This is a genomic window from Allorhizobium sp. GW101-3B10 (genome assembly GCF_059424725.1).
In genome coordinates, this window is the sequence record NZ_JBWKZR010000001.1 from 4576135 (window position 1) to 4599580 (window position 23446).

The 23446-nt window shown below is 64.0% G+C and carries 26 protein-coding genes, 1 tRNA gene and 2 pseudogenes; 15 read left to right on the plus strand and 14 right to left on the minus strand.

Going from position 1 to position 23446, the window contains the following annotated elements; genetic code table 11:
- Window positions 1-20: 20 nt before the first annotated feature.
- A complete protein-coding gene (locus tag AC07Y0_RS22320; protein ID WP_498679816.1) occupies window positions 21-338 on the minus strand; it encodes a hypothetical protein in 318 nt (105 codons plus the stop codon).
- Window positions 339-697: 359 nt separating this feature from the next.
- Here AC07Y0_RS22320 and AC07Y0_RS22325 point away from each other — a divergent pair, with 359 nt between their 5' ends.
- Together AC07Y0_RS22325 and AC07Y0_RS22330 are read left to right on the plus strand one after the other, a co-directional pair.
- Window positions 698-1150: a hypothetical protein gene (locus AC07Y0_RS22325; protein WP_498679817.1), complete on the plus strand. Its 453-nt coding sequence runs from the start codon at window positions 698-700 to the stop codon at window positions 1148-1150.
- Window positions 1147-1377 carry a hypothetical protein gene (locus AC07Y0_RS22330; protein ID WP_498679818.1) on the plus strand — a complete coding sequence of 77 codons (231 nt, stop codon included), beginning with the start codon at window positions 1147-1149 and terminating at the stop codon, window positions 1375-1377. Before AC07Y0_RS22325 ends, AC07Y0_RS22330 begins: the two co-directional genes overlap by 4 nt.
- A gap of 88 nt (window positions 1378-1465) precedes the next feature.
- Here AC07Y0_RS22330 and AC07Y0_RS22335 read toward each other — a convergent pair.
- A tRNA-Arg gene (locus AC07Y0_RS22335) sits at window positions 1466-1542 on the minus strand.
- A 121-nt stretch (window positions 1543-1663) separates the two neighbouring features.
- Window positions 1664-2827: a M20 aminoacylase family protein gene (locus AC07Y0_RS22340; RefSeq protein WP_498679819.1), complete on the minus strand. Its 1164-nt coding sequence runs from the start codon at window positions 2825-2827 to the stop codon at window positions 1664-1666.
- Between the two features lie 215 nt (window positions 2828-3042).
- Here AC07Y0_RS22340 and AC07Y0_RS22345 point away from each other — a divergent pair, with 215 nt between their 5' ends.
- A complete protein-coding gene (locus AC07Y0_RS22345; RefSeq protein WP_498680312.1) occupies window positions 3043-4098 on the plus strand; it encodes a D-alanyl-D-alanine carboxypeptidase family protein in 1056 nt (351 codons plus the stop codon).
- 14 nt (window positions 4099-4112) lie between these two features.
- The gene (locus AC07Y0_RS22350; protein ID WP_498679820.1) at window positions 4113-5309 is read left to right on the plus strand and encodes a CobW family GTP-binding protein; all 1197 of its coding nucleotides are present in this window, start codon (window positions 4113-4115) and stop codon (window positions 5307-5309) included.
- Between the two features lie 18 nt (window positions 5310-5327).
- On the opposite strand, the gene AC07Y0_RS22355 is transcribed toward AC07Y0_RS22350, so the two are convergent.
- The 5 genes from AC07Y0_RS22355 to AC07Y0_RS22375 form a co-directional block, all read right to left on the minus strand.
- Window positions 5328-5555 (minus strand): sulfurtransferase TusA family protein, encoded by a 228-nt coding sequence (locus tag AC07Y0_RS22355; RefSeq protein ID WP_498679821.1) that lies wholly within the window; start codon window positions 5553-5555, stop codon window positions 5328-5330.
- A complete protein-coding gene (locus AC07Y0_RS22360) occupies window positions 5552-6844 on the minus strand; it encodes a L,D-transpeptidase family protein (RefSeq protein ID WP_498679822.1) in 1293 nt (430 codons plus the stop codon). The genes AC07Y0_RS22355 and AC07Y0_RS22360 overlap by 4 nt, the downstream gene beginning before the upstream one ends.
- 171 nt (window positions 6845-7015) lie before the next feature.
- Entirely contained in the window at window positions 7016-7969 is a 954-nt protein-coding gene (locus tag AC07Y0_RS22365) for an acetyl-CoA carboxylase carboxyltransferase subunit alpha (RefSeq protein WP_498679823.1), read from the minus strand.
- A 63-nt stretch (window positions 7970-8032) separates the two neighbouring features.
- Window positions 8033-8977 carry a site-specific tyrosine recombinase XerD gene (gene xerD / locus AC07Y0_RS22370; protein WP_498679824.1) on the minus strand — a complete coding sequence of 315 codons (945 nt, stop codon included), beginning with the start codon at window positions 8975-8977 and terminating at the stop codon, window positions 8033-8035.
- 17 nt (window positions 8978-8994) lie between these two features.
- A complete protein-coding gene (locus AC07Y0_RS22375; protein WP_454747863.1) occupies window positions 8995-9159 on the minus strand; it encodes a hypothetical protein in 165 nt (54 codons plus the stop codon).
- A 150-nt stretch (window positions 9160-9309) separates the two neighbouring features.
- On the opposite strand from AC07Y0_RS22375, the gene AC07Y0_RS22380 reads away from it, so the two are divergent.
- From AC07Y0_RS22380 to AC07Y0_RS22390, 3 genes and pseudogenes are all read left to right on the plus strand, one after another.
- Window positions 9310-9906: a shikimate kinase gene (locus AC07Y0_RS22380; protein WP_498679825.1), complete on the plus strand. Its 597-nt coding sequence runs from the start codon at window positions 9310-9312 to the stop codon at window positions 9904-9906.
- Window positions 9899-11023: a 3-dehydroquinate synthase gene (gene aroB, locus AC07Y0_RS22385; protein WP_498679826.1), complete on the plus strand. Its 1125-nt coding sequence runs from the start codon at window positions 9899-9901 to the stop codon at window positions 11021-11023. The genes AC07Y0_RS22380 and aroB overlap by 8 nt, the downstream gene beginning before the upstream one ends.
- Window positions 11024-11181: 158 nt before the next feature.
- Window positions 11182-11910 (plus strand): annotated as a pseudogene (locus AC07Y0_RS22390) (transporter associated domain-containing protein); the annotation flags it as partial.
- A 94-nt stretch (window positions 11911-12004) separates the two neighbouring features.
- Here the strand turns inward: AC07Y0_RS22390 and AC07Y0_RS22395 are convergent.
- Window positions 12005-12286 carry a BolA family protein gene (locus AC07Y0_RS22395; RefSeq protein WP_454747860.1) on the minus strand — a complete coding sequence of 94 codons (282 nt, stop codon included), beginning with the start codon at window positions 12284-12286 and terminating at the stop codon, window positions 12005-12007.
- A 103-nt stretch (window positions 12287-12389) separates the two neighbouring features.
- Here AC07Y0_RS22395 and AC07Y0_RS22400 point away from each other — a divergent pair, with 103 nt between their 5' ends.
- The 3 genes from AC07Y0_RS22400 to cobT all read left to right on the plus strand — a co-directional run bounded on the left by AC07Y0_RS22400 (window position 12390) and on the right by cobT (window position 15979).
- The gene (locus AC07Y0_RS22400) at window positions 12390-13010 is read left to right on the plus strand and encodes a J domain-containing protein (RefSeq protein WP_498679827.1); all 621 of its coding nucleotides are present in this window, start codon (window positions 12390-12392) and stop codon (window positions 13008-13010) included.
- A 64-nt stretch (window positions 13011-13074) separates the two neighbouring features.
- Complete coding sequence (cobS, locus tag AC07Y0_RS22405) at window positions 13075-14067, plus strand: cobaltochelatase subunit CobS (protein WP_454747858.1); 993 nt, start codon at window positions 13075-13077, stop codon at window positions 14065-14067.
- Window positions 14068-14080: 13 nt separating this feature from the next.
- Window positions 14081-15979, plus strand: coding sequence for a cobaltochelatase subunit CobT (gene cobT, locus AC07Y0_RS22410; protein ID WP_498679828.1), 1899 nt, complete (start codon window positions 14081-14083; stop codon window positions 15977-15979).
- 18 nt (window positions 15980-15997) lie between these two features.
- Here cobT and AC07Y0_RS22415 read toward each other — a convergent pair whose 3' ends face one another.
- A complete protein-coding gene (locus AC07Y0_RS22415) occupies window positions 15998-16423 on the minus strand; it encodes a hypothetical protein (RefSeq protein ID WP_498679829.1) in 426 nt (141 codons plus the stop codon).
- 175 nt (window positions 16424-16598) lie between these two features.
- Here AC07Y0_RS22415 and AC07Y0_RS22420 point away from each other — a divergent pair, with 175 nt between their 5' ends.
- On the plus strand, window positions 16599-17603 hold the full coding sequence (locus tag AC07Y0_RS22420; RefSeq protein WP_498680313.1) for an esterase-like activity of phytase family protein: 1005 nt from the start codon (window positions 16599-16601) through the stop codon (window positions 17601-17603).
- A gap of 27 nt (window positions 17604-17630) precedes the next feature.
- On the opposite strand, the gene AC07Y0_RS22425 is transcribed toward AC07Y0_RS22420, so the two are convergent.
- Together AC07Y0_RS22425 and rpmB are read right to left on the minus strand one after the other, a co-directional pair.
- On the minus strand, window positions 17631-18278 hold the full coding sequence (locus tag AC07Y0_RS22425) for a queuosine precursor transporter (protein ID WP_498679830.1): 648 nt from the start codon (window positions 18276-18278) through the stop codon (window positions 17631-17633).
- A gap of 115 nt (window positions 18279-18393) precedes the next feature.
- Window positions 18394-18684, minus strand: a complete 291-nt coding sequence (rpmB, locus tag AC07Y0_RS22430) for a 50S ribosomal protein L28 (protein WP_028737083.1) — start codon at window positions 18682-18684, stop codon at window positions 18394-18396.
- A gap of 247 nt (window positions 18685-18931) precedes the next feature.
- Here rpmB and AC07Y0_RS22435 point away from each other — a divergent pair, with 247 nt between their 5' ends.
- The 3 genes from AC07Y0_RS22435 to AC07Y0_RS22445 are packed head-to-tail and all read left to right on the plus strand — an operon-like array spanning window position 18932 to window position 21284.
- Window positions 18932-19696 carry a DUF3108 domain-containing protein gene (locus tag AC07Y0_RS22435; protein WP_498679831.1) on the plus strand — a complete coding sequence of 255 codons (765 nt, stop codon included), beginning with the start codon at window positions 18932-18934 and terminating at the stop codon, window positions 19694-19696.
- Window positions 19697-19731: 35 nt separating this feature from the next.
- Window positions 19732-20616, plus strand: coding sequence for an aromatic amino acid exporter YddG (gene yddG / locus AC07Y0_RS22440; protein ID WP_498679832.1), 885 nt, complete (start codon window positions 19732-19734; stop codon window positions 20614-20616).
- A gap of 17 nt (window positions 20617-20633) precedes the next feature.
- The gene (locus AC07Y0_RS22445; RefSeq protein ID WP_498679833.1) at window positions 20634-21284 is read left to right on the plus strand and encodes a lysoplasmalogenase family protein; all 651 of its coding nucleotides are present in this window, start codon (window positions 20634-20636) and stop codon (window positions 21282-21284) included.
- A gap of 26 nt (window positions 21285-21310) precedes the next feature.
- On the opposite strand, the pseudogene AC07Y0_RS22450 reads toward AC07Y0_RS22445, so the two are convergent.
- A pseudogene (locus AC07Y0_RS22450) lies at window positions 21311-21730 on the minus strand (cupin domain-containing protein); the annotation flags it as partial.
- The gene (gene gloB, locus AC07Y0_RS22455) at window positions 21730-22500 is read right to left on the minus strand and encodes a hydroxyacylglutathione hydrolase (RefSeq protein WP_498679834.1); all 771 of its coding nucleotides are present in this window, start codon (window positions 22498-22500) and stop codon (window positions 21730-21732) included. The pseudogene AC07Y0_RS22450 and the gene gloB, both read right to left, overlap by 1 nt.
- A gap of 85 nt (window positions 22501-22585) precedes the next feature.
- Here gloB and AC07Y0_RS22460 point away from each other — a divergent pair, with 85 nt between their 5' ends.
- Window positions 22586-23341, plus strand: coding sequence for a class I SAM-dependent methyltransferase (locus tag AC07Y0_RS22460; protein WP_498679835.1), 756 nt, complete (start codon window positions 22586-22588; stop codon window positions 23339-23341).
- Window positions 23342-23446: the final 105 nt, after the last annotated feature.

Here is a 23446-nt window from a genome sequence, read left to right on the forward strand (position 1 = left end):
GGTTTGGTAAATGCCGTGTTTCAGGAAAGCGCTGACGCTGTGGCAATCTCTATGAACTTTCGATCATAAATGTCTATCATCTGCGACCATATTCTGTAGTCGTGGGTCTTCTGAATTGCCCGCACTAAATCGGCGCGTTCTTCCCCACATTGAGATTTCGCCGCAACAGCGACCGCGATTGGGTCTGTCCCTGGCCTGCTCGCTGCAAGCCGCGCTGCAGATGAATGGCCGCAGGTCATGTATGCTTCTCGTTCTGGCTCGTAGGCCGCAAATTTCTGGTCAGACGTTTGGCATCCGGCGAGCAGAACCAAAGCCAGCAAAACGGCAGTATTTTTCATTCGCCCCTCCCGCAACTGGGGAAGGATGCGCGCAATCTAGAGCCCTGTCTAGATACGGCCTCAGTCCTTCAAGTGACCCGCACCAATAAGCCAGTCTTTCAATATCCGGCGGATTGCTTCCGGCCGGCTAGGCTTGTCGGGCTGTTCCTCCCGGAATGCGTCTAGCGGATTCAGCAAGTCATCCTGCAAACGCGTCATCACCGGCTCGCCCTTTCCAGTGGGGGCGGGTCCTCGCTTTTTCTGTGGTATCACGGTTCTTGCTTTATCCATAAAACTCTGATACCACAGTAAGCGGCGAAAGGGAAGTTGGCCCTTCCGCTTTCGCCTATCCAAAACGACGATCACTGGAGGATCACCGAATGGCTACTGTCGCCAATATCACCCGCCGCCACGCTTTGAAACTGTTTCCGGCCGGCATTGCCGCCGCTGGCGTCCCTGCTGCGGCCCTGGCCGTCGAACCCGTGCGCGATCCGCTTTCCCACGTCCAGCACTTGGCCGAAGAACTGGCGAAGGCCATGAACGCGCTCAACCCCGAGCGAGAATATGAAGCCCTTTTCAATGAGGCCGAAAACGCGATTTTCGTCATTCCGGCCCCGCGCCCGTCTGCGGCTGTCTATGACGGCCCGGACTATTACGAAGTGGAGCTGAAAAACGGGCTGCGCCCGATCCTGTGGGTGGAGCGCAGCGGCAAGCATTACGTCGGCGCGCACTGCTGGGGCGGCAAATTCGAAACAAGCCCGCGCAAATACAGCGAAAATCAAATCCGCATCATCCGGAAGATGGTCAATTATTCGCAGAATTGGGGGGCATGACGATGACGGAAGGCGTAACCATTGATGAAGTTCAGGCAGACGTGAGCAACCTTTTCCATTTGCTATCCGTTGCCAATGAGCTGTTGGGCGAAATGCATTTCGGCACGGGCGACGGGCGCAACAAGGACATGGATAAGCTTTCTGCGCTCAACAGCATTGCCGAAGATCGGGCGCGGGAAATCATGGAAAAAATCTCTGACAACTATTCGAGCCTACGCGGTCGCTAGCGGCGATTCGTTACCCTATTTGATACCCCGACGCCTAAGACTTGGTCCTGAACGCGCCGGGGTTTTTCTTTAAGTCATTGAAAGATATTGGTGATCCCGACGCGATTCGAACGCGTGACCCCCAGATTAGGAATCTGGTGCTCTATCCTGCTGAGCTACGGGACCACTGTTTGAACTCCATACAAAAGCCGGACCTTGAAGCCAAGCGTTTTTGCGAGCGGGGCAAGCCGGAGCGTTGGCGCGTGCGGTTTGCCGTCGCGGCGGCCCCGGCGGGCGCGTCGCGCGGTCAGTCGGTCAGACGCTGTTCGGCAAGGCGGACCCAGTAGGAAATGCCGTAGGGCAGGACTTCGTCGTTGAAGTCGTAGGCCGGGTTGTGCAGGCCGGGCGTGTCGCCGTGGCCGATCATGATATAGGCGCCGGGACGGGCCTGCAGCATGAAGGCGAAGTCCTCGCCCGCCATGGACGGGTCGACCTCGGTGTCCACCTTGTCCCTGCCGGCGACATCCATGGCGGCGCGCGCGGCATGGTCGGTCTCGGCCGGATGATTGACCGTGACCGGGCAGGCGCGCTCGTAGACCACTTCGGCTTCCGCGCCGTTGGCGCCGGCGATGCCGCGGGCGATCTCGCGGATGCGGGATTCGGCGAGGTCGCGGACCGCCTCGTCGAGCGAACGCACGGTGCCAGAGAGGGCTGCTTCTTCCGGGATGATGTTGTGGGTCGTTCCGGCATGGAAGCGGGTGACCGAGACCACCACCGAACGCAACGGATTGGCGTTGCGTGCGGCGATCAACTGCAGATTGGTGACGATCTGGGCGCCGATGGCGATCGGATCGACGGCCTTGTGCGGCTCCGCCGCGTGGCTGCCGCGACCCTTGACGGTGATGAAGAACTTGTCGGGCGCGGCCATGATGCCGCCCTTGCGGATCGCGAAGGTGCCGACGGGCTGACCCGGCATATTGTGCATGCCGTAGACTTCCTCGATGGCGAAGCGCTCCATCAGGCCGTCCTGGACCATGGCGAGCGCCCCTGCACCCCCTTCTTCCGCCGGTTGGAAGATCACCACGACGCGGCCGTTGAAATTGCGCGTTTCGGCCAGGTGCCTGGCCGCCCCCAGCAGCATGGCGGTATGACCGTCGTGGCCGCAGGCATGCATCCGCCCCGAAACCTTCGACGCCCAGGGTTTGCCGCTGATCTCTTCGAGCGGCAGCGCGTCCATGTCGGCCCGCAGGCCGATCGCACGCGTGCTCGTGCCCCGTCCCTTGATCACGCCCACCACCCCGGTCCGGCCTATCCCGGTCACGATTTCGTCAACGCCGAACTCGGCGAGCTTGGCCGCGACGAAGGCCGCGGTGTTCTCGACGTCGTAGAGAATCTCGGGATTGGCGTGGAGATGGCGGCGCCATTCGCTGACCTCCGCCTGGAGTTCGGCGGCGCGGTTCAATATCGGCATGTTACTTCCTGCTCGTCTATTTCAGCTGTCGCGTAAAGGGCGGCGCAGAATCTGCGCCTTGAGATTGACGTATTCAATGGCTCTTGCCATTGCTTTCAGTCATAGGTCAATTATCTGGCCTTTGCGAGACAGATCCGCATCGAAGAGGTTTCATCGTGTCGTCGAACCATACAGCCAAGTCGCCGAGCGCGCGCATCACTCGCCGTTTCGTGGCGATGGCCTGCGCAATCGTTGCTTGCCTGCCGACCGTGGCGCTGGCCAATCCGCAGATCGTCGTCGACGTCAACAGCGGCCAGGTCATCGCCCACGAGGATGCCTTCCGCAAGTGGTATCCGGCTTCGCTCACCAAGCTGATGACCGCCTATACCACCTTCAAGGCGATCCGGTCCGGCGAGCTGTCGCTGGAAAGCATCGTGGTGATGAGCGAGAAGGCCGCGGCCCAGCCGGCGAGCAAGATGTACTACAAGCCGGGCTCGAAGCTGACACTGGACAGCGCGCTGAAGATCCTGATTGTCAAGTCGGCGAACGACGTGGCCGTCGCGATCGGCGAACGGGTCGGCGGCACGCTCGACAATTTCGTCGCCCGGATGAATGCCGATGCGCAGAGCCTCGGCATGACCTCGTCCCGTTTCGTCAATCCGAACGGCCTGCCTGGCAAGGGGCAGTACACGACGGCGCGCGACCTCGCCGTTCTGGCGGTGGCGCTGCGACGCGACTTTCCCGAATATGCCGGCTATTTCGCTCTCGAGGGCATCAATACCGGCAAGAAGGAATATCCCAATTACAACCTGCTGATCGGCCGTTTCGACGGGGCCGATGGCATGAAGACCGGCTATATCTGTGCCTCCGGCTTCAACCAGGTGTCTTCGGCCACCCGCAACGGCCGCACGGTGGTGTCCGTCGTGCTCGGTGCCGATAGCCTAGGCGCCCGGGCCGACATCTCGGCCGAGCTGTTGCAGAGGGCCTTGACCACGCGCGGCCCCGGCCTGCGGCTGGAGAGCCTCGCACCTTATGGCGCCGGGCGCGACACGGTGGCCGACATCAGCGCGGAAGTGTGCAATCCGCAGGCGCGAAAGGTACGCAGTGAAGGTCGCGACGAGGCGGGTCGGATGAAGCTTCTGTCGCCCTATATCCATGAAATGGGCCGGCCGCCGCGCACGGTCTTTGCCGGTCTGATCCCGGGAAGCGAACCGCCGGCGAAGAAGCCGGAGACTGCCGGGGCCAACGAGATCGCCAACGTGCCGATCCCGAAGCCCCGCCCCACCTTCTGATCCTGGAGTAAGTCATGTCTGGAGCCAGCGGCCGGATCCCCGTGTCGATCATCACCGGTTTTCTCGGGGCAGGAAAGTCGACGCTGCTCAACCGCATCCTCAAGGATCCGGCCATGCACGATGCCGCGGTCATCATCAACGAGTTCGGCGAGGTCGGCATCGACCATATGCTGGTCGAGGCGTCGAACGATTCCGTTATCGAGCTCTCCGATGGCTGCCTGTGCTGCACGGTGCGCGGCGAACTGGTGGATACGCTCGCCGAACTGATCGACGGCATGCAGACGGGCAAGATCAAGCCGCTGTCGCGCATCGTCATCGAAACGACGGGCCTTGCCGATCCGGCGCCGGTCATGCAGTCGGTGATGGGCCATCCGGCGATCGCCCAGCATTTCGATCTCGACGGCGTCATCACCGTGGTCGACCTGGTGCACGGCCTGTCGACGCTCGACACCTATCCCGAGGCGGTACGCCAGGTGGCGGTGGCCGACCGGCTGATCCTGACCAAGGCTGGCCTTGCCGAGCCGCGCGCCAGAACCGCACTCGTCGAGCGGCTGCGTTTAGTCAATCCGCGCGCCGAACTGACCGACGGCGACACACCCGAAGCCGGCAGCGCCGCCATTCTCGCCAACGGCCTCTACGATCCGACGAGCAAGATCCCCGATGTCAATCGCTGGCTGAAGGACGAGGCGCCGGCGGACGAGCAGGGGCATTCGCATCATGATCATGACCATGACCATGATCACGATTACTGCGAGATTTGCGAACACGACGGTCACGACCATGGCCATGCGCACCATCGGCACGACCACCACCATCATGACGTCCATCGTCATGACGACCGGATCCGCTCCTATTCGATCGTGCACGACCAGCCGATCGATCCCCTGGCGCTGGAAATGTTCATCGACATCCTGCGCTCCAGCCAGGGCGAGAAGCTCCTGCGCATGAAGGCCGTCGTGGCGCTCACCGACCGGCCCGACCGGCCGCTGGTGCTGCACGGGGTCCAGTCGATCTTCCATCCGCCGGTTCGCCTCGCAGCCTGGCCGGACCCCGCCGATCGCCGCACCCGGCTGGTGCTGATCACCCGCGATCTGGACGAAAGCTATGTGCGCGAACTGTTCGACGCCTTTACCGGACGGCCGCAGATCGACCGGCCCGACCGCGCGGCGCTCGAGGACAATCCGCTCGCCATTCCCGGGATGAAGATGTGAGGACGAAGGTCGGGGCGTTCAGCCCTTGCGGATGCGGAAGCGATGGCCGTTGTCGAGCGTCGTCGTCTCCAGCAGCTCGTGGCCGTCCTCGGTGCAGAAATGCGGAACGTCGATCACAGCCAGAGGGTCGGTCGTCTCTATGCTCAGTTCCTCGCCGCGCTGCATCGAGTTCAGCCGGCGGCGGGTCTTCAGCACCGGCAAGGGGCATTTCAGCCCCTTGAGGTCGTAGAGCGCGTCGCCGCTCATTGTTTCTGCCAGAATTTCCAGAACGGCTTCTTGTCGGCTTCGGCCGTCTGTACCGGTGCGGGCGCAGCCATCGGATTGGGCTGCGGCACGGGAACATTGGCGGCCTGGCCGGCGGCCGCGGTCGGCGCGGTGCCAGGAACTGCCGTAGGTGCCGTCGCGGCAGTCGTGGCGGACTGACCGGCAGGCGCGACGGTGGGTGTCGCCACGGGCGTGGACTGGTTGGCCGGGGGAGGGGCCAGGCGTGCGATGGCGGCCGGTGCCGTCGCTGCCGGGGTCGGGTTCGCCGGGTCCGCCACCTCGTCGATCTTCAAGAGCTTGCCGGCCTTCAGGGCCGAGCCCGTCGGGGCATAGGCCAGATCGTGGCCCTTGCGCTGGTCGGCGACGATCGCCTTGCGCTCCGCCTCGGTCGGATCATACCAGACCTTGCCGTCGAACTTCCTGAGTGCCTTGGCGTAGTCCTTGGAATAGGTGGCATTGTAGGAGGCCAGCGCCATCTGCAGGGCGGGCGGTGTCGTCATTGCCGGGCAGGTGCCCGTCGGGCTCAGGCTCTTGCCGTCGGCGACCTGCTGATTGAAGACATATTTCTTTTCGCAGATACCCACTTCGGGCGGCCGCTTGGTCACTTCGAAATTGTCGTAGCCGACCTTCAGCATCTGCCAGAAGGAAAAATGCGGGCTGTGCTGGTGGCGCGCCATGTTCTCCGCGGTCATGCGAAAGGGGAAGGCCTGTAGCTGGATGGTCTCCTGGCCGCCCTTGAAGGCGTCGCGGGCAAAGGCATAGATTTCCAGGATCTGCGCATCGGTCATCGAATAGCAGCCGGATGACGAGCAGGCGCCGTGGATCATCAGGTTGGTGCCGTTGCGGCCGTTCGCCTGGTCGAAGCGGTTCGGATAGCCGGTGTTGATCGCGAGGAAATACTTCGAATTCGGGTTCAGGTGGTGGGGCGACAGGGGATAGAAGCCCTCCGGCGCCTGGCGGTCGCCTTCCTTCACCTTGGGTCCGAGCCGGCCGGACCAGGCACAGATCTGGTATTCCTTGATCTTGTCGAAACGATTGTTGGTCTTCGCCTTCCAGATCTCCAGCACGCCCTCTTCCTTGAAGATGCGGATGGCGATCGGTGAGGTGCGCTCCATGCCCTTGGCCTTCATGTCGGCCAGGATGCTCGACGGCAGCGGATGTTCGACCTTGTTCGACACCGATGCCGGATCGAAGCTGTCGAGCGTGTCGTTACAGCCGGCAAGAGCGGCAGCCGCGAGGGTCAGGGCGAGGGCGGTCGATTTCCAGCGCATTGCGAAAGGCTCATCTCGAACAGGGCAAAACTGCTTTCGTCAGAAAGCGGACCTTTCTAATCTATGACCACAGTCTTCACAAATCATAAACCAAGGGCGCATTTCAAACCGAACGGATTCGCGCCATAGCCTGTGAAAACAGCAGCATTGTGACGGGCGCCGGCGCCCGCCTCAGAGATTGCGGCCGATATTGAGGAACTTCTGCCGCCGCTCCGAGCGCAACTGGTCGCCCGGGCGGGGCGAAAGCTCCGCGAGCGTCGTGGCAATCACGTCGCCCGTGGTCTTGATCACGGCCTGCGGATCGCGATGCGCGCCCCCGACGGGCTCGGGAATGATGCCATCGATGACACCGAGACCCTTCAGGTCCTCGGCGGTGATCTTCATGTTGGTCGCGGCTTCCTTGGCGCGGGTGGAATCGCGCCAGAGGATGGATGCGGCGCCTTCCGGCGAGATGACCGAATAGATGGCGTGTTCCAGCATGTAGACGCGGTTGCCGGTGGCGATCGCGATGGCGCCGCCGGAGCCGCCTTCGCCCAGCACGACCGAAACGATCGGGACGCGCAGGCTGAGGCACATCTCGGTGGAGCGGGCGATCGCTTCCGCCTGGCCGCGCTCTTCCGCGCCGATGCCCGGATAGGCGCCTGCGGTGTCGATCAGGGTGATGACCGGCAGGCCGAAGCGGTCGGCCATTTCCATGACGCGGATCGCCTTGCGATAGCCTTCGGGACGGGGGCTGCCGAAATTGTGCTTCAGGCGCGACTTGGTGTCATTGCCCTTTTCCTGTCCGATCACGGCGACGGGCTGGCCGCGGAAGCGGGCGAGGCCGGCCTGGATCGCCGCATCCTCGGCGAACTTGCGGTCGCCGGCGAGCGGCGTGAACTCGGTGAACAGCTCGGAGGCATAGTCGACGAAGTGCGGGCGCTGCGGATGGCGGGCGACCTGCGTCTTCTGCCAGGCATTGAGCTTCGAGTAGATCTCTTCCATAGCCTCGCGGGCACGGGATTCCAGTCGGCCGATTTCCTCGGACGTGTCGATGCTCTCGTCCTCCTCCGCGAGTTTCTTCAGCTCGTGGATCTTAGCTTCGAGGTCGGAGATTGGCTTTTCGAAGTCGAGATAATTATGCATGAAATCGGGTTCCGATCGTTCTGCCCTATGCCGTTCGGGCGCTTGGCACCGGTGTTGACGGCTCTAATCAAGGTTTTTGGCCTTTTTTGCAAGAGGGTGATGCGTCTGCACCAGCTCCCGCAGGCGTTCATCAAGCACATGCGTATAGATTTGTGTCGTTGAAATGTCGCTGTGGCCCAGCAGTTCCTGCACCACGCGCAGGTCGGCGCCGTTGGCCAGCAGGTGGCTGGCGAAGGCATGGCGCAGCACGTGCGGCGAGACGCTGGCGGCCGGCAGGCCCGCCCGGATCGCCAGATCCTTGAGGTCGCGGGCGAAGACCTGGCGCGGCAGGTGGCCCTCCTTGCTGGCGGCAGGAAACAGGAAGGGGCTTGCCTCGCGATCGCCGCGCTCGGCGGCCATCTCGGCGCCGTAGCGGGAAAGGGCCGCAACTGCCGCCCTGGACAGCGGTACGAGGCGTTCCTTGTTGCCCTTGCCGCGGACCACGAGAAAACGGCCCTCCTGGGTCAGCACCTTGGCCGGCAGCGCGACGAGTTCGCTCACCCGCATGCCGGTCGCGTAGAGAAGCTCGATCAGCGCCAGCAGGCGGATCCGGGCAAATCGCCCTGGCCCCGGCAGGTCGGCCTCCTGTTCGGCCAGCGAGAGCAGCTTGCCGACCTCGTCGATGCTGAGGAACTTCGGCAGCGGACGCGCCTTCTTGGGCGAATCGAGGATCGCGGTCGGGTCGTCGCCCCGCAGTCCCTCGGCATAAAGGAACTTGTAGAACTGCCGCATGGTGGAAAGACGCCGCGCCTGCGAGGTCGGCTGGAAGCCCCGTCTGGCCAGATCGCCGAGATAGGCGGACAGGTCCTTGCTCCCGGCGGAACCGAGGCTCACCTTGCGCGCGTTGAGGAAGGAATGGAGATCGTCGAGATCCCGTTCGTAGGAGGAGAGCGTATTGGCGGCGGCGCCCCGTTCGGCGCTCATCATTTCCAGGAAGGCCTCGACTCGGGCCTGGCTCAGGTCGGCCACGACACTCCTCCCTTTGCCTATTGCCCGGTTTGCTGTTCCGGCGGATTGACCTGCTCGGAGGGGATGCGCACCGTCACGTCGCGCTCGCGCGGCTCGACGAAGACGACGAGCGACCACATCGCCAGATAGACCATCCCGACGATCGTGGCGCAAAAGAAGAGAAAGCGAAAGAGCGTCGGCATTGTCTGGTCCAAAGGGCTGCAAGCGGCGCCGCATGTGGGCCGGCGCCGAAGGCTTTGCAAGGCGTGGTGCCATCGCATTCATTCCAGCGTATGGCTTGACGCTTGGCGTTCATTTGTCAATACCGTTGGGAAACGGATGCGAACAGGCCGATGAACGAAACCACATTTCCCGTTTCCCCCACCTTGGGCGAACGCGCGCGGGCGGCGCTGGGACGGCGCAATCTCGTCTTCGTCGGTTTGATGGGCGCCGGCAAGTCGGCGATCGGCCGCATGGCGGCGAGCCAGCTCGGACTGCCCTTCATCGACACCGACAACGAGATCGAGCGCGTCTCGCGCATGACGATCAGCGAACTCTTCGCCGCCTATGGCGAGGAGGAGTTCCGGGCGCTGGAGACCCGGGTGATCAAGCGCCTGCTGCGCACCGGCCCGCGGGTGATCTCGACCGGCGGCGGCGCCTTCATCAACGAGAAGACCCGCAAGCAGATCGAGCGGGGCGGCATCTCTCTCTGGCTGAAGGCCGATCTCGACGTGCTGTGGGAGCGCGTCAACAAGCGCGATCACCGACCCCTGCTGAAGACCGAAAACCCCAAGCAGACGCTGGAAAACCTGATGAACCAGCGCTATCCGATCTATGCTCTGGCCGACATGACGATCCAGTCGCGCGACGAGCGCAAGGAGACGATCGTCAGGGAAGTGCTGGAAGCGATTCTCGACTACACCGGTAAAGGCAGCAAGAACGATGACTAAGACAGAGAGCGAAGAGCGGCTGGTCCATGTGCCGCTCGGCGAGCGCGCCTACGACATCCTGATCGGCCCCGGCCTGATCGGTCGCGCCGGCGGCGAAATCTCCACCCGCATCAAGGGCCGCAAGGCGGCGATCATCACCGACGAGAATGTCGGCGCGATCTACCTCGATCAGCTGATGGACAGCCTGCAGACCGATGGCATCGAGGCCGTGTCGCTGACGCTCCCGCCGGGCGAGAAGACCAAGAGCTTCGACTACCTGACCAAGGTTTGCGACCTCCTGCTCGAAGCGCGCATCGAGCGCAACGACGCGGTGATCGCGCTCGGCGGCGGCGTCATCGGCGACCTGACCGGCTTTGCCGCCGGCATCGTGCGTCGCGGCGTGCGCTTCGTCCAGGTCCCGACATCGCTCTTGTCGCAGGTCGACAGCTCCGTTGGCGGCAAGACCGGCATCAACACCCGCCACGGCAAGAACCTCGTCGGCATCTTCAACCAGCCGGATCTGGTCTTGGCCGACACCGATGTGCTGAATTCGCTGAGCCCGCGGGAATTCCGGGCGGGCTATGCGGAAGTGGCGAAATATGGCCTGATCGACAAGCCGGATTTCTTCGAATGGCTGGAACGCAATTGGCAGGAGGTGTTCTCCGGCGGGCCTGCGCGCATTGAGGCGATCGCCGCGAGCTGCCAGGCCAAGGCGGATGTCGTGGCGGCTGACGAGCGTGAGAACGGCCGCCGGGCGTTGCTCAATCTCGGCCACACCTTCGGCCACGCGTTGGAAGCCGCGACCGAATATGACAGCACGCGTCTGGTGCATGGCGAGGGCGTCTCGATCGGCATGGTGCTGGCGCATCGTTTCTCCAACCGCCTCAACCTGCTCGGTGTCGAGGACGTCACCCGCGTCGAGGCCCATCTGAAGGCGGTCGGCCTGCCGACGTCGATGGACCAGATTCCGGGTGAACTGCCCTCGACCGATTTCCTGATGGAAGCGATCGGCCAGGACAAGAAGGTCAAGGGCGGCAAGCTCACCTTCATCCTCACCCGCGGCATCGGCCAGTCCTTCGTCGCCGACGACGTGCCGGCCTCGGAAGTCTTCGCCTTCCTGGAGGACATGCGGGCCTAATGACGTCCGAAACGGGTTTGCTGTCGCGTATCGTCAATGCGGTGATCCGGGGCCTTCTCCGCTTTTCGGGCGTCCAGCTGTCGCAGCAGACGCTCGGTCTTTCCGGCTATGACGATCTCGAGCAGGCCCTCCAGCTCGTCCATCGCGACACCCATCTCGACAAGGCCGACCGCGACCGTCTCGGCGGGGTACTCGATCTCGGCGAGCTGGAAGTCTCGGACATCATGATCCACCGCACCGCGATGCGGGCCGTCAATGCCGACGAGCCGCCGGAGGTGGCGGTGCGTGCCGTGCTCGAAAGCCCCTATACCCGCATGCCGCTGTGGCGCGGGTCGACCGACAACATCATCGGCGTGGTCCATGCCAAGGACCTGCTGCGGGCGCTGGCCGAGCCGGACGTCCAGCCGGACAATCTCGACTTGGTCAAGATCGCCCAGAAGCCGTGGTTCGTGCCGGATACGACCAACCTCAAGGATCAGCTCGCGGCCTTCCTGCGGCGCAAGGTGCATTTCGCCGTCGTCGTCGACGAATATGGCGAGGTGCAGGGGCTGGTGACGCTCGAGGACATCATCGAGGAGATCGTCGGGGACATTTCCGACGAGCACGACCTGGAGATCCAGGGTGTGCGCCAGGAGGCCGACGGTTCGATCGTCGTCGACGGCGCCGTGCCGATCCGCGATCTCAACCGGGCGCTCGACTGGAGCCTGCCGGACGAGGAGGCGACGACGATCGCCGGCCTTGTCATCCACGAGTCGAAGTCGATCCCGGAAGAGCGCCAGGCCTTCACCTTCTACGGCAAGCGCTTCATTGTGATGAAGCGCGAGAAAAACCGCATCACCAAGCTACGCATCCGTCCGGCCGAGGAAGCCGCCGCCGAACCGAACTAGCCGGGAACGCGCCAGGCGGCGCGGCCTCGGCTTGACAGCGGGGCGCTTGCGGACCATGTGATAGGCAACAACGCTTCCCTACGGCACGAAAAGCCTACCAGCGGGTCTCTTCGCCCGGTGCTGCTGGTTCGATCGCCAGCGCATGCAGGCCTTCGTCGATCTCCGGTTGCAGCAATTCCGTGATCGCCCTGTGGCGCGCCAGGCGCGTCATGCCGGTGAACGCCTCGGCCACGATGCGCACCCGCATGTGGCTTCCTTCCGCACCGTCGAAACCCGGTTGGTGACCGGCGTGATGGCTGCTTTCATCTATGACGAAAAGGCGTTCGGGCGCAAAGGCCTCACGCAGTTTCGCCTCAATTCTGGTGCGTACAGACATGGCATTCCTCGCGCCCGGCCGGCCGGGCAAAGCCTCACAAAGCCCAGAACAATCCCATTTGTCAATTCTTGTTGTCGGTTGCCGGAGGCACCATAATCAATAGATGAAACTCGACTCAAAATACTTCGACCGGATCCGCACGCGCCGCAAACGCGAACCGGAGCCGGAGAAAGCTTCGCCGACCTGTCAGTGGGACGGCTGCGAGAAGCCTGGCGTTCATCGCGCACCCGTCGGCCGCAACGCCGAAGGGCAGTTCTTCCTGTTCTGCTTCGAGCACGTGAAGGAATACAACAAGGGCTACAACTACTTTTCCGGCCTGTCCGACACCGAGATCGCCCGCTACCAGAAGGAAGCGGTCACCGGCCATCGCCCGACCTGGACGGTGGGCGTCAACAAGGCGGCGAAGTCGAGCCCGCTGCATTCGACGGCGCGCTCCGGATCGGCCGCTTCGCAGGCCCGCATCAAGGACCCTTTCGGCTTCGTCAAGCAGGGCGGCGGCGGCCGAACCCAGCCGCAGGCCCGCAAGTTGAAGAGCCTCGAGGCCAAGGCACTCGACACGCTCGGCCTTGCGGCGAATTGTAGCGCCCAGGAAATCAAGAGCCGCTACAAGGAGCTTGTAAAAAAACACCACCCGGATGCAAATGGCGGAGACAGGGGCTCGGAAGAGCGTTTTCGCGCTGTCATTCAGGCGTATCAATTGTTAAAGCAGGCGGGTTTCTGTTAATCGAAGGTGCTTGCAGCGCGCTTTATTTGGAAGGCCGGTCGGTGGCGCCCGGCATGGAGAGACGATGAGCAAAATTGAACTTGATATTTCCAATCTCCCCGACACTACCGTGTCGGTGCGCGAGGTTTTCGGCATCGACAGCGATCTGCGCGTCCCGGCCTACAGCAAGGGTGACGCCTATGTGCCCGATCTCGATCCGGACTATCTTTTCGACCGGGACACGACGCTCGCCATCCTCGCCGGTTTCGCTCATAACCGCCGCGTCATGGTCTCGGGCTTCCACGGCACCGGCAAGTCGACGCATATCGAGCAGGTCGCCGCGCGCCTCAACTGGCCGTGCGTGCGCGTCAACCTCGACAGCCATGTCAGCCGTATCGACCTCGTCGGCAAGGACGCGATCGTGCTGAAGGACGGCAAGCAGATCACCGAATTCAAGGACGGCATCCTGCCCTGGGCCTACCAGCACAATGTCGCGCTCGTCTTCGACGAATACGATGCCGGCCGCCCGGACGTGATGTTCGTCATCCAGCGCGTGCTGGAATCGTCTGGCCGCCTGACGCTGCTCGACCAGAGCCGCGTCATCCGCCCGCACCCCGCCTTCCGCCTGTTCGCCACCGCCAACACGGTCGGTCTTGGCGACACCACCGGCCTCTATCACGGCACGCAGCAGATCAACCAGGCGCAGATGGACCGTTGGTCGATCGTCACGACCCTGAACTACCTGCCGCATGAGAAAGAAGTCGACATCGTTCTCGCCAAGGTGAAGAGCTTCAACAAGACCGAGCAGGGCCGCGACACCGTTTCGCGCATGGTCCGGCTGGCCGACCTGACGCGCTCCGCCTTCGTCAACGGCGACCTGTCGACCGTGATGAGCCCGCGTACCGTCATCACCTGGGCGGAAAACGCCGAGATCTTCGGGGATGTCGCCTTCGCCTTCCGTGTCACCTTCCTGAACAAGTGCGACGAGCTCGAGCGCACGCTGGTGGCCGAGCAGTATCAGCGGGCCTTCGGCGTCGAGCTGAAGGAAAGCGCTGCCAACATCGTCCTGAGCGCCTGAGAGGGCGATCAACATGGCAGGTCGCGGCGACAATACGAGAGCAAAGCCCGGTGTAGGGCCGGACGTTGAGCCGCTTCGGCGGGCGATCACCGGCTGCGTTCGCGCGGTCGCGGGCAGCCCCGATGTCGAAGTGGTCTTCGCCAACGAGCGGCCGGGCCTTGCCGGCGAGCGCGTGCGCCTGCCGGAACTGTCGAAGAAGCCGACGGCCCATGAACTCGCGGTGACGCGGGGGCTCGGCGATTCGATGGCGCTGCGCCTTGCCTGCCACGACCAGAAGGTCCACGCGACCATGGCGCCGCAGGGCGCCGATGCGCGCCTGGTGTTCGACGCCGTCGAGCAGGCGCGCGTCGAATCGATCGGCGCGCTCAGGATGAGCGGCATGGCCGACAACATGAACGCCATGCATGCGGAGAAATACGCCAAGGCGAACTTCTCCGGCATCAACCGCCAGGAAGACGCGCCGATCCAAGAAGCCGTCGCCATGCTGGTGCGCGAGAAGCTGACCGGCGAGAAGCCGCCCGAATCGGCCGGCAAGGTGCTCGACCTGTGGCGTCCCTTCATCGAGCAGAAGGCGGGTGCCGATCTCGACAACCTGCTCTCGGCGATCAACGACCAGCAGGCCTTCGCCCGGGTGATCCGCCACATGCTGTCCGCCATGGAAATGGCCGAGGATGTCGGCGACGACACCGAGGAGAGCGAGGACGAAAGCTCGACCGACGAGGATCAGCCGCGCTCCAACGAGGAAGACCAGGAGAGCGCCGAGGAGGAGGCCGGTTCCGAACAGGCCCCCGCCGAGGAGAGCGAAGCCTCGCAGGAGCAGATGGACGACGGCGAGATGGACGGCGCCGAGATCTCCGACGACGACATGACCGAAGAGGGCGAGGACGACAGCGAGACGCCCGGCGAGATGCGCCGGCCGGCAAGCCCGTTCGACGACTTCAACGAGAAGGTCGACTACAGGATCTTCACCCAGGAATTCGACGAGATCGTTACGGCGGAGGAACTCTGCGACGAGGCGGAACTCGAGCGCCTGCGCGCCTTCCTCGACAAGCAGCTCGCCCATCTGCAGGGCGCCGTCGGGCGCCTCGCCAACCGCATGCAGCGCCGCCTGATGGCGCAGCAGAACCGCTCCTGGGAATTCGACCTGGAAGAAGGATATCTCGACCCGGCGCGCCTGACGCGTCTGGTGATCGATCCGATGCAGCCGCTCTCCTTCAAGAAGGAGAAGGACACCAAGTTCCGCGACACGGTGGTGACGCTGGTCATTGACAATTCCGGCTCGATGCGCGGCCGGCCGATCACGGTCGCCGCCACCTGCGCCGACATTCTCGCCCGTACGCTGGAGCGCTGCGGCGTCAAGGTCGAGATTCTCGGTTTCACCACCAAGGCATGGAAGGGCGGTCAGTCCAGAGAGAAGTGGCTGGCTGGTGGCAAGCCGCCGACCCCTGGCCGCCTCAACGACCTGCGCCACATCATCTACAAGTCGGCCGATGCGCCCTGGCGCCGCTCACGCCGCAATCTCGGCCTGATGATGCGCGAAGGCCTGCTGAAGGAAAACATCGACGGCGAGGCGCTGATGTGGGCGCATGGCCGCCTGATGGCCCGCCCCGAGCAGCGCAAGATCATGATGATGATTTCCGACGGTGCGCCGGTCGACGATTCGACCCTGTCGGTCAATCCGGGCAATTACCTCGAACGGCATCTGCGCGCCGTGATCGAGCAGATCGAGACGCGCTCCCCGGTCGAACTTCTGGCGATCGGCATCGGCCACGACGTGACGCGCTATTATCGCAAGGCCGTGACGATCGTCGATGCCGACGAACTGGCCGGCGCAATGACCGAGCAGCTCGCGGCCCTGTTCGAAGACCAGCAGACCAGCGGCAAGCGCGGCCGCGGGCGTCGCGCCGGCTGACGCTCCGCCCCGGCGCCGTCAGATCTCGGCGTCGGCCTGGTCGAGTTCCGCGACTTCGCCGGAGGTCGCGCCCTTGTCGATGCCCAGCTGGTTCTTGATGCGTTCGGCAATCTCTTCCTCGATGGCCTTGCGGGCCTCGGGGGCCATCGCCGCCAGGGATTCCTCGGTCAGCCCGTTGTCCTCGAGATATTGGGCGCGGATCATCTCGGCGGCGTCCATGTGCGCCCACTTGGAGAATTCCACCAGCAGGTCCTTGGCGTCCGTGCGCTCCTCCTCGTCGATCGTCGTGTCGTAGGACACGCTGTTCTCGTCCTCGAGCGAGAAGGTCGAGCCACCACCATAGGACAGCAGCGCCTGGGAAAAACCGTCGCCGCCCGCGTCGGTCGTCCGGCTGGTGCGCATCGACGGGGTGGAATATTGCGTTTCGTTGGAAATGGCGATCATGTGCGGCTCCTCAATAACGTCCTTTCAAGGCAATGGCGGAAATCTTGCACGCCGAGCTTGTGCCTGACTGGGGCCGGAGCGGTCGAACCTTCGCCATCCGCCGGTGGTGCAGTTTGACCCACGGGGCGATCGTGGCATAAGGAGCCAGCCGTTTCCTGGATAGTTCAAGGTCAAGATATTGCAGCCTCGCTTCTCTCTCGTCTTTCTTCTCGCCCTGACTGCCGGGACCGCTTCGCCCCAGATCGCGCGCGCGCAAACGGCACCGGTCGAAGCGACCGCGATCACCGCTTTCCGTCCGGGGTCGACCGAGACGCGCTTCGGTGCGCTGGAATTTGTCGGCGGATTGGAGCTCTCCTCGTCCGAGCCGCTGTTCGGCGCCTGGTCCGCTGTCCGGTTTCTGCCGGATGGCGAGCGCTTCCTCGGTGTCCTTGATACGGGCCATTGGCTTTCGGGCAGGATCAGCCGCGATGCGCAGGGACGGCTCTCCGGCCTTTCGGCCGTGACGATCGCTCCCATGCTCGATGCCGATGGTCGGGGCGATCAGAGCAAGTACAGCGTCGATGCCGAAAGCCTGGCGATCCGTGGCGACGACGTGCTGGTCGGCTACGAGCAGCGACATCGCGTCTCCGGCTACCGGCCTCTCTCGGCGATCGAGACCGCGCGGCCGTTCCGCATGGCCTTTCCGCTGCCGTTTCCGGTCGGGGAGCTACGCAACAATGGCGGGCTGGAAACCCTGGCGCTCTCGCCGGAGGCAAGCCCGCTGCAGGGTGCGCTGGTCGCGGTGGCGGAAAAGAGTGTCGACGGCAATGGCAACCTGTTCGCCGGCATTCTCGACGGTCCGTCGAAGGGTGCGTTCCGGGTCGTGGCCCATGACGGGTTCGACGTGACCGATGGCGACTTCCTGCCGACTGGCGACCTGCTGTTGCTCGAGCGACGGTTCACCTTTGCCAGCGGGGTCGGCCTGCGCATCCGCCGGATCGACGGCGCGAGCCTCAGGCCGGGTGCCGTGGTCGACGGCGAGATCATCCTCGAAGCGGGCATGGGAGAGGAGATCGACAATATGGAGGGGCTGGACGTCGTGACCGCTGCCGACGGTTCGACCCGCATCATCCTCGTGTCGGATGACAACCACTCGATCCTGCAGCGCAGCCTGATGCTGGAATTCAGGCTCGTCGACTGAGAGCGACGACGAGCCCCAAGCCGTTTGTCAGCGCGCGGCGCGGACCGGCACGGCTGCCGGCATCGGCCGAAGGATGCTCATCAGTGCCCCATAGGGCAGAAGCATCACGACACCGACCAGCATCTTGACGGTGAAGTCGCCGATCGCCCAGGAGATCCAGCGCGGCGCGTCGGTTGCAAGGATGCCGAGGATCGGTGCCCATTCGATGGCGAAATCGTCGTTCGGGCCGATCAGGGTGAAGATCGGCGCGAAGGCGAGCGAAAAGAAGATGACCGTGTCGAGCACCGAGCCGAAGACCGAACCGAGCAGTGGCGCCTTCCACCAGGTGAGCTGGCGCAACCGGTTGAATACCGTGATGTCGAGCAGCTGGCCGGCGAGATAGGCCGTTCCGGACGCGATGGCGATGCGCGGCGACGAGGTCACGAACGACAGCGCGATGCCGACGACGAAGCCGATGAAGACGACCTTGCGGGCGGTCTTCGGGCCGAACTGGCGGTTGGTGAGGTCGGTGACGAGGAACGCGACCGGATAGGTGAAGGCACCGTAGGTCAGAATGTCGCCGAGCGCGATGCCGGCAAGCTGGCCCGAGAGCGGGTACTGCACGAGGACGTTCGAAGCGACGACGATCGCCGTCATCAGCAGGCTGTAGATAAGGATATGGCGTGTCTTCAGCATTTTTTTATCCTGGGTGATGCCACCAGTTGGAGTAACGATTTGGTGAAAAGGAAAAGGCTTGTCCGGGGTGCGCCCGTTCAAGCCTTGATACCTTGTCGAAGAAGGCAGAAGTCGCTTATGCGGCTTCTGCGGTCTTCTTGACGATCTGGCGGCGCAGCAGACGTGCGCGCATCGACAGTTCGGTTTCGTCGGCCTTCAGGAGGAAGGCGTCGAGACCGCCGCGATGCTCGACCGAGCGGAGAGCCGCTGCCGAAACGCGCAGGCGGTAACGCTGGCCAAGAGCATCCGAGATCAGCGTGACGTCGCACAGGTTCGGAAGGAACTTGCGCTTGGTCCTGTTGTTCGCGTGGCTCACATTGTTGCCCGACTGGACGCCCTTGCCGGTCAATTCGCAACTGCGGGACATGATACACCTATATTTTTCTTGGCCATCGCATCGCTTCCGGGCAAATACCGGCAAGGCAATCCAACGGCGTTTGATTGGAAAGTTGCGGTTCTATAGTCAGACTGGCCGGGCGCGTCAAGCCAAACCTTGGATTTTCCCGCGCGCTCCGGATAAAGCCGCTATTTTATTGCCATAGTCGCACCCGAGGATGACTATCATCGCGACTCGCCGGCTGCAAAGGGCGGGATCGCATTCAGGGGGTTGGTCTTTGCGTTTCTTGAGCCTTGTCTGCAGTCTGCTCGTTCTGGCCGCGGCGCCCGCCGCCGCCGAAAGCGTGCGCTATCGCACCGACTACCGCGTGACGCTCGGAGCGCTGCCGATCGCCCGGGCCTCCTTCGTCACCGAGGTCAACCAGAAGAACTATACGATCACCGGCAGCTTCAACTCCTCGGCCATCGTCAATGTCGTCACCAAGATTTCCGCCCGGACCGATATTTCCGGAACCCTGACCGGCGATCGCATGCAGGCCGACCGCTACACGCTGGTCTACCAGAGCGGCAAGAAGAAGCAGACCTATGACGTGCGCTACAGCGATGGCGACGTCACGGAAACGATCGTCCATCCCGAGCCGAAGCGGCGGCCGCGGAACTGGATCGCCGTCGGGCCGGAGGACTTGAGATCGGTGCTCGATCCGATCAGCGGGCTCATCATCCCGGAGGGCGAGGCGGCTTGTCCTCGCACCCTGCCGATCTATGACGGCGAGAGCCGCATGGATCTCGTGCTCACGCCGAAGGGGCGGAAAAGCTTCACGATCGACGATGTCGAGAACGAGGCGATCGTCTGCTCGATCCGCTATGTGCCGAAGTCGGGCTTCCGCAAGGGACGCAAGGACATCGAGTATCTGCGTAAGGTCGAGGGCATGGAAATCTGGTTTGCCAAAACCGGAACCCTGAAGGTATATGCTCCGGTCTATGCACGCGTTCCCACGCAAATGGGAACCATCTATGTATCGGCGGTCGGTTTCGACGATTGAGGGCCGCGGGTCTGATCCCCGCGAGGGGAGACGACGTGAAGACCAGGGCGACGCTTATCGGGTTCACCGCCATTCTGATGTGGTCGTTCCTCGCATTGATGACGGCCGCGTCCGGCACGATGCCGCCCTTCCAGCTCTCGGCGATCACCTTCGCCATCGGCAGCCTGCCGGGCATCATCACCTTCATCCTCAAGCCTGAGCGCATCCGCCAGCTGCGCCAGCCGGCCAAGGTTTGGCTGACCGGCGTGGTCGGGCTGTTCGGCTACCATTTCCTCTACTTCACGGCGCTGCGCAACGCGCCGGCGGTCGAGGCCGGGCTGATCGCCTATCTCTGGCCGCTGCTGATCGTCGTCGGCTCCGCGCTGCTGCCGGGCGAACGCCTGCGCTGGTATCATGTGGCCGGCGCGCTCGCCGGGCTTGCCGGCACGGTGCTGATCGTCGCCAAGAACGGTATCGATTTTGATCCGGCCTATGGTTTCGGCTATCTTGCCGCCTTCCTCTGCGCCTTCACCTGGTCCGGCTATTCGCTGATCACCCGCCGCTTCGAGGCCGTCTCGACCGATGTCGTCACCGGCTTCTGCCTGGCGACTTCGATCCTGTCGGCGCTCTGCCACCTCGGCCTCGAGACCACCGTCTGGCCGGACAGCCTGTCGCAATGGGCAGCCGTGGTCGGTCTCGGCATCTTCCCGGTCGGCCTGGCCTTCTACGCCTGGGACCATGGGGTGAAAAACGGCGACATCCAGATTCTCGGTGCGTCGAGCTATGCAGCGCCACTCCTGTCGACCTTGATCCTCACCCTGTTCGGCTTTGCCGAGCCTTCGCTGCGCATCGCCATCGCCTGCGTGCTGATCACCGGCGGCGCCATCCTCGCGGCGCAGGACATGATCCGCCGGCCGGCCAGGGCCGAAGCGGAAACGTGACCGGGGAAGGGGCGGCGATGGAGATCTTCGCGACGATCGTGCTCGCCCTCGCGGTTCTCATCGGCCTGTCCTATTTCGCCATTCTGCCGACACCGGCGGGCCATCGCCGGGCACTGTGGAAGACCCTGCCGGTCTCGCTTCTGGCGCTCTATGCGCTCCTGATGGAAGCGCCGGATCTCCTGGTGCTGGCGCTGGCCTTGAGTGCACTCGGCGATGCCTTCCTTGCCTATGAAGGCGAGAAGAATTTCATGGGCGGGCTCTCGTCCTTCCTGCTCGCCCACATCGCCTATGGTGCCCTGTTCTATGAAATCGGCGATCTCCGGTTCTTGACGGACGAGACCTGGCGGCTCGCCGCAGCCGGTCTTTCGGTCGCCCTTGCCGTGCTGCTGGTGGCCTTTCTGTGGCGCCCGGCGGGCAGGCTCGCACCTGCCGTGCTGGCCTATGCAACGGCGATCGCCGCCATGGCGATTCTGTCGCTCAGTGTGCCGTCGGTCGCGGTCTTCGCCGGTGCCGCGCTCTTCCTGTCGTCTGATGCCGTTCTGGCGGTCGAGACCTTCAAGATGGAGAAGAGCCATCCGATGCGCTGGCTCGCCGCGCTCTACGTCTGGGCGAGCTATTTCGCCGCACAGGTCGTACTGACCCTCGCGGTCGTCGCCATCGCTTCCTGAACGCTCCCGGTGTGCGCCTGTCGGCTCTCGTTCGGCGTCCAGCCGGGCGGCGCCATTTCGAAGCTCGCATAGTCGAAGCCGGGCGCCACGGTGCAGCCGACCAGCGTGTAGTCGCCGAGGCTTTCCGCCGCCTGCCAGCCATTGGCCGGAATGATCGCCTGCGGCCGCTCGCCGCGCAAAAGGTCGGCGCCGAGCACGATCGTCTCGACGGTCGTTCCCTCGGGCGCGCTGTAAAGCGCCAGCGGCGCGCCGGCGTGGTAGTGCCAGACCTCGACCGCGTCGCGCACCCGGTGCCAGTGGGACCGTTCGCCCGCCTTCAGCAGGTAGTAGATCGCCGTCGAATGGCCGCGCGGCCCGCCGGCCGGGTCGCGAAAGGTCTCGACGAACCAGCCGCCCTCGGGATGCGGCTGCATGCCGAGGGCCTCGATTACGGCCTCGGCATCCATCAGAAATGATCCTTGCGCTTGCGGATTTCGGCAAAGACTTCCTCGTCGCTCGAGCCTTCCATCAGGAGGTTGCGACGGATCGACGGGTCGGCGGCGCGCAGGAAGGGGTTGGTTTCCTTCTCCAGCCCGATCGTCGTCGGAATGGTGAACTCGCCGCGCTGGCGTTTGGCCTCGATCTCCGCGGCGCGCGCCTTCAGTCGCTCGTTCTCCGGGTCGATGGTCAGCGCGAAGCGGGCGTTCGACAGCGTATATTCGTGGCCGAAATAGACGGCGGTCTCGTCCGGCAGGGCGGCGAGCTTCTGCAGCGAATGCCACATGTCGGTCGCCGGCCGCTCGAACAGCCGGCCGCAGCCCAGCGCAAACAGCGTATCGGCGGCGAACAGCAGCTTGTCGTCGGGCAAGTGGTAGCACACATGGCCGGCGGTATGTCCGGGCGTTTCGATCACTTGCACGGTGTGCCCGCCAAACTCGAAGCTGTCGCCGTCGGCGACCGCCTGGTCGAGGCCGGGGATCGCCAGCGCCTCCTCGCGCGGGCCGATGATCTCGCAGCCGTATTTTTCCTTGAGCGCCAGGTTCGCCTCGACATGGTCGCCGTGGTGGTGGGTGGTGAAGATGTGGGTGATCTTCCAGCCACGCCGCTCGGCTGCCGCGACGATGGCATCCAGCTCCGGCGCATCGATCGAAGCGGTCACACCGCTTTCCGGGCAGTGGAGGAGAACGCCGAAATTGTCGCTCCGGCAGGGGAAGACGTCGAGATCGAGAGGTTTCATCAGGTCGGGGTCCCTTCTGCTTGCTTGGGCGAAATGTAGCGCCTTCAGCCTTGAAGTCCATCCGCCGCCTGCTAACAATGGCGCCATGCATGTCGATATCGTCGATCTCCGCCAGTTCTACCATTCCATGCTGGGCCGCATGGCGGAGCAGTCGATCGCCATGGCGCTGTCGTCGCTGTGGGCGCGCCTGCCGCAGGAACGGCTCATTGGCATCGGCTATGCCGTTCCCTTTCTCGACCGTTTCCGCGCCGATACCGAGCGCACCTTCGCCTTCATGCCGGCCGGGCAGGGGGCGGTGAACTGGCCGGTCGGCGAGCCGTCGGCCACGGCCTTGGTCTTCGACGAGGAACTGCCCTTGCCGGACGCCTCGATCGACCGGGTGCTGATGGTCCATTCGCTCGAATTCGCCGAAAACCCGCGCGAGACGCTGAAGGAGATCTGGCGGGTGCTCGCGCCCGGCGGGCGCCTCGTCATCGTCGTGCCGAACCGGCGCGGCGTGTGGGCGCGCATGGAGCACACGCCGTTCGGCTCGGGCCGGCCCTATTCGCGCGGCCAGCTGACGGCGCTGCTGCGCGAGACCAATTTCACGCCGGGCGCCAGCGCCGAGGCGTTGTTTTTCCCACCGTCGAAGATCCGTGCCCTCCTGAAGCTGCGCAGCAGTTTCGAGCGCATGGGCCGCATGCTCTGGCCGGCCTTTTCCGGCGTGATCGTCGTCGAGGCGCAGAAACGGCTCTACCAGGGCCTGCCGGTCGCGTCGCGGGCCTCCAGGCGCGTCTTCGCCCCGGTTCTGGCGCCGCAGGGCGTGCCGACCACGCGGGTCAGATCGGACGGCAAGGCCTGACGCGGCCGGCGGCTGCGAACGCCTCGACCCTCGACAAAACCGCCTTTCCGTTCTAAGGGCTCTCATCCCCTATCGCCGGGCGCCCGCCCGTGTTTTCAACGACAG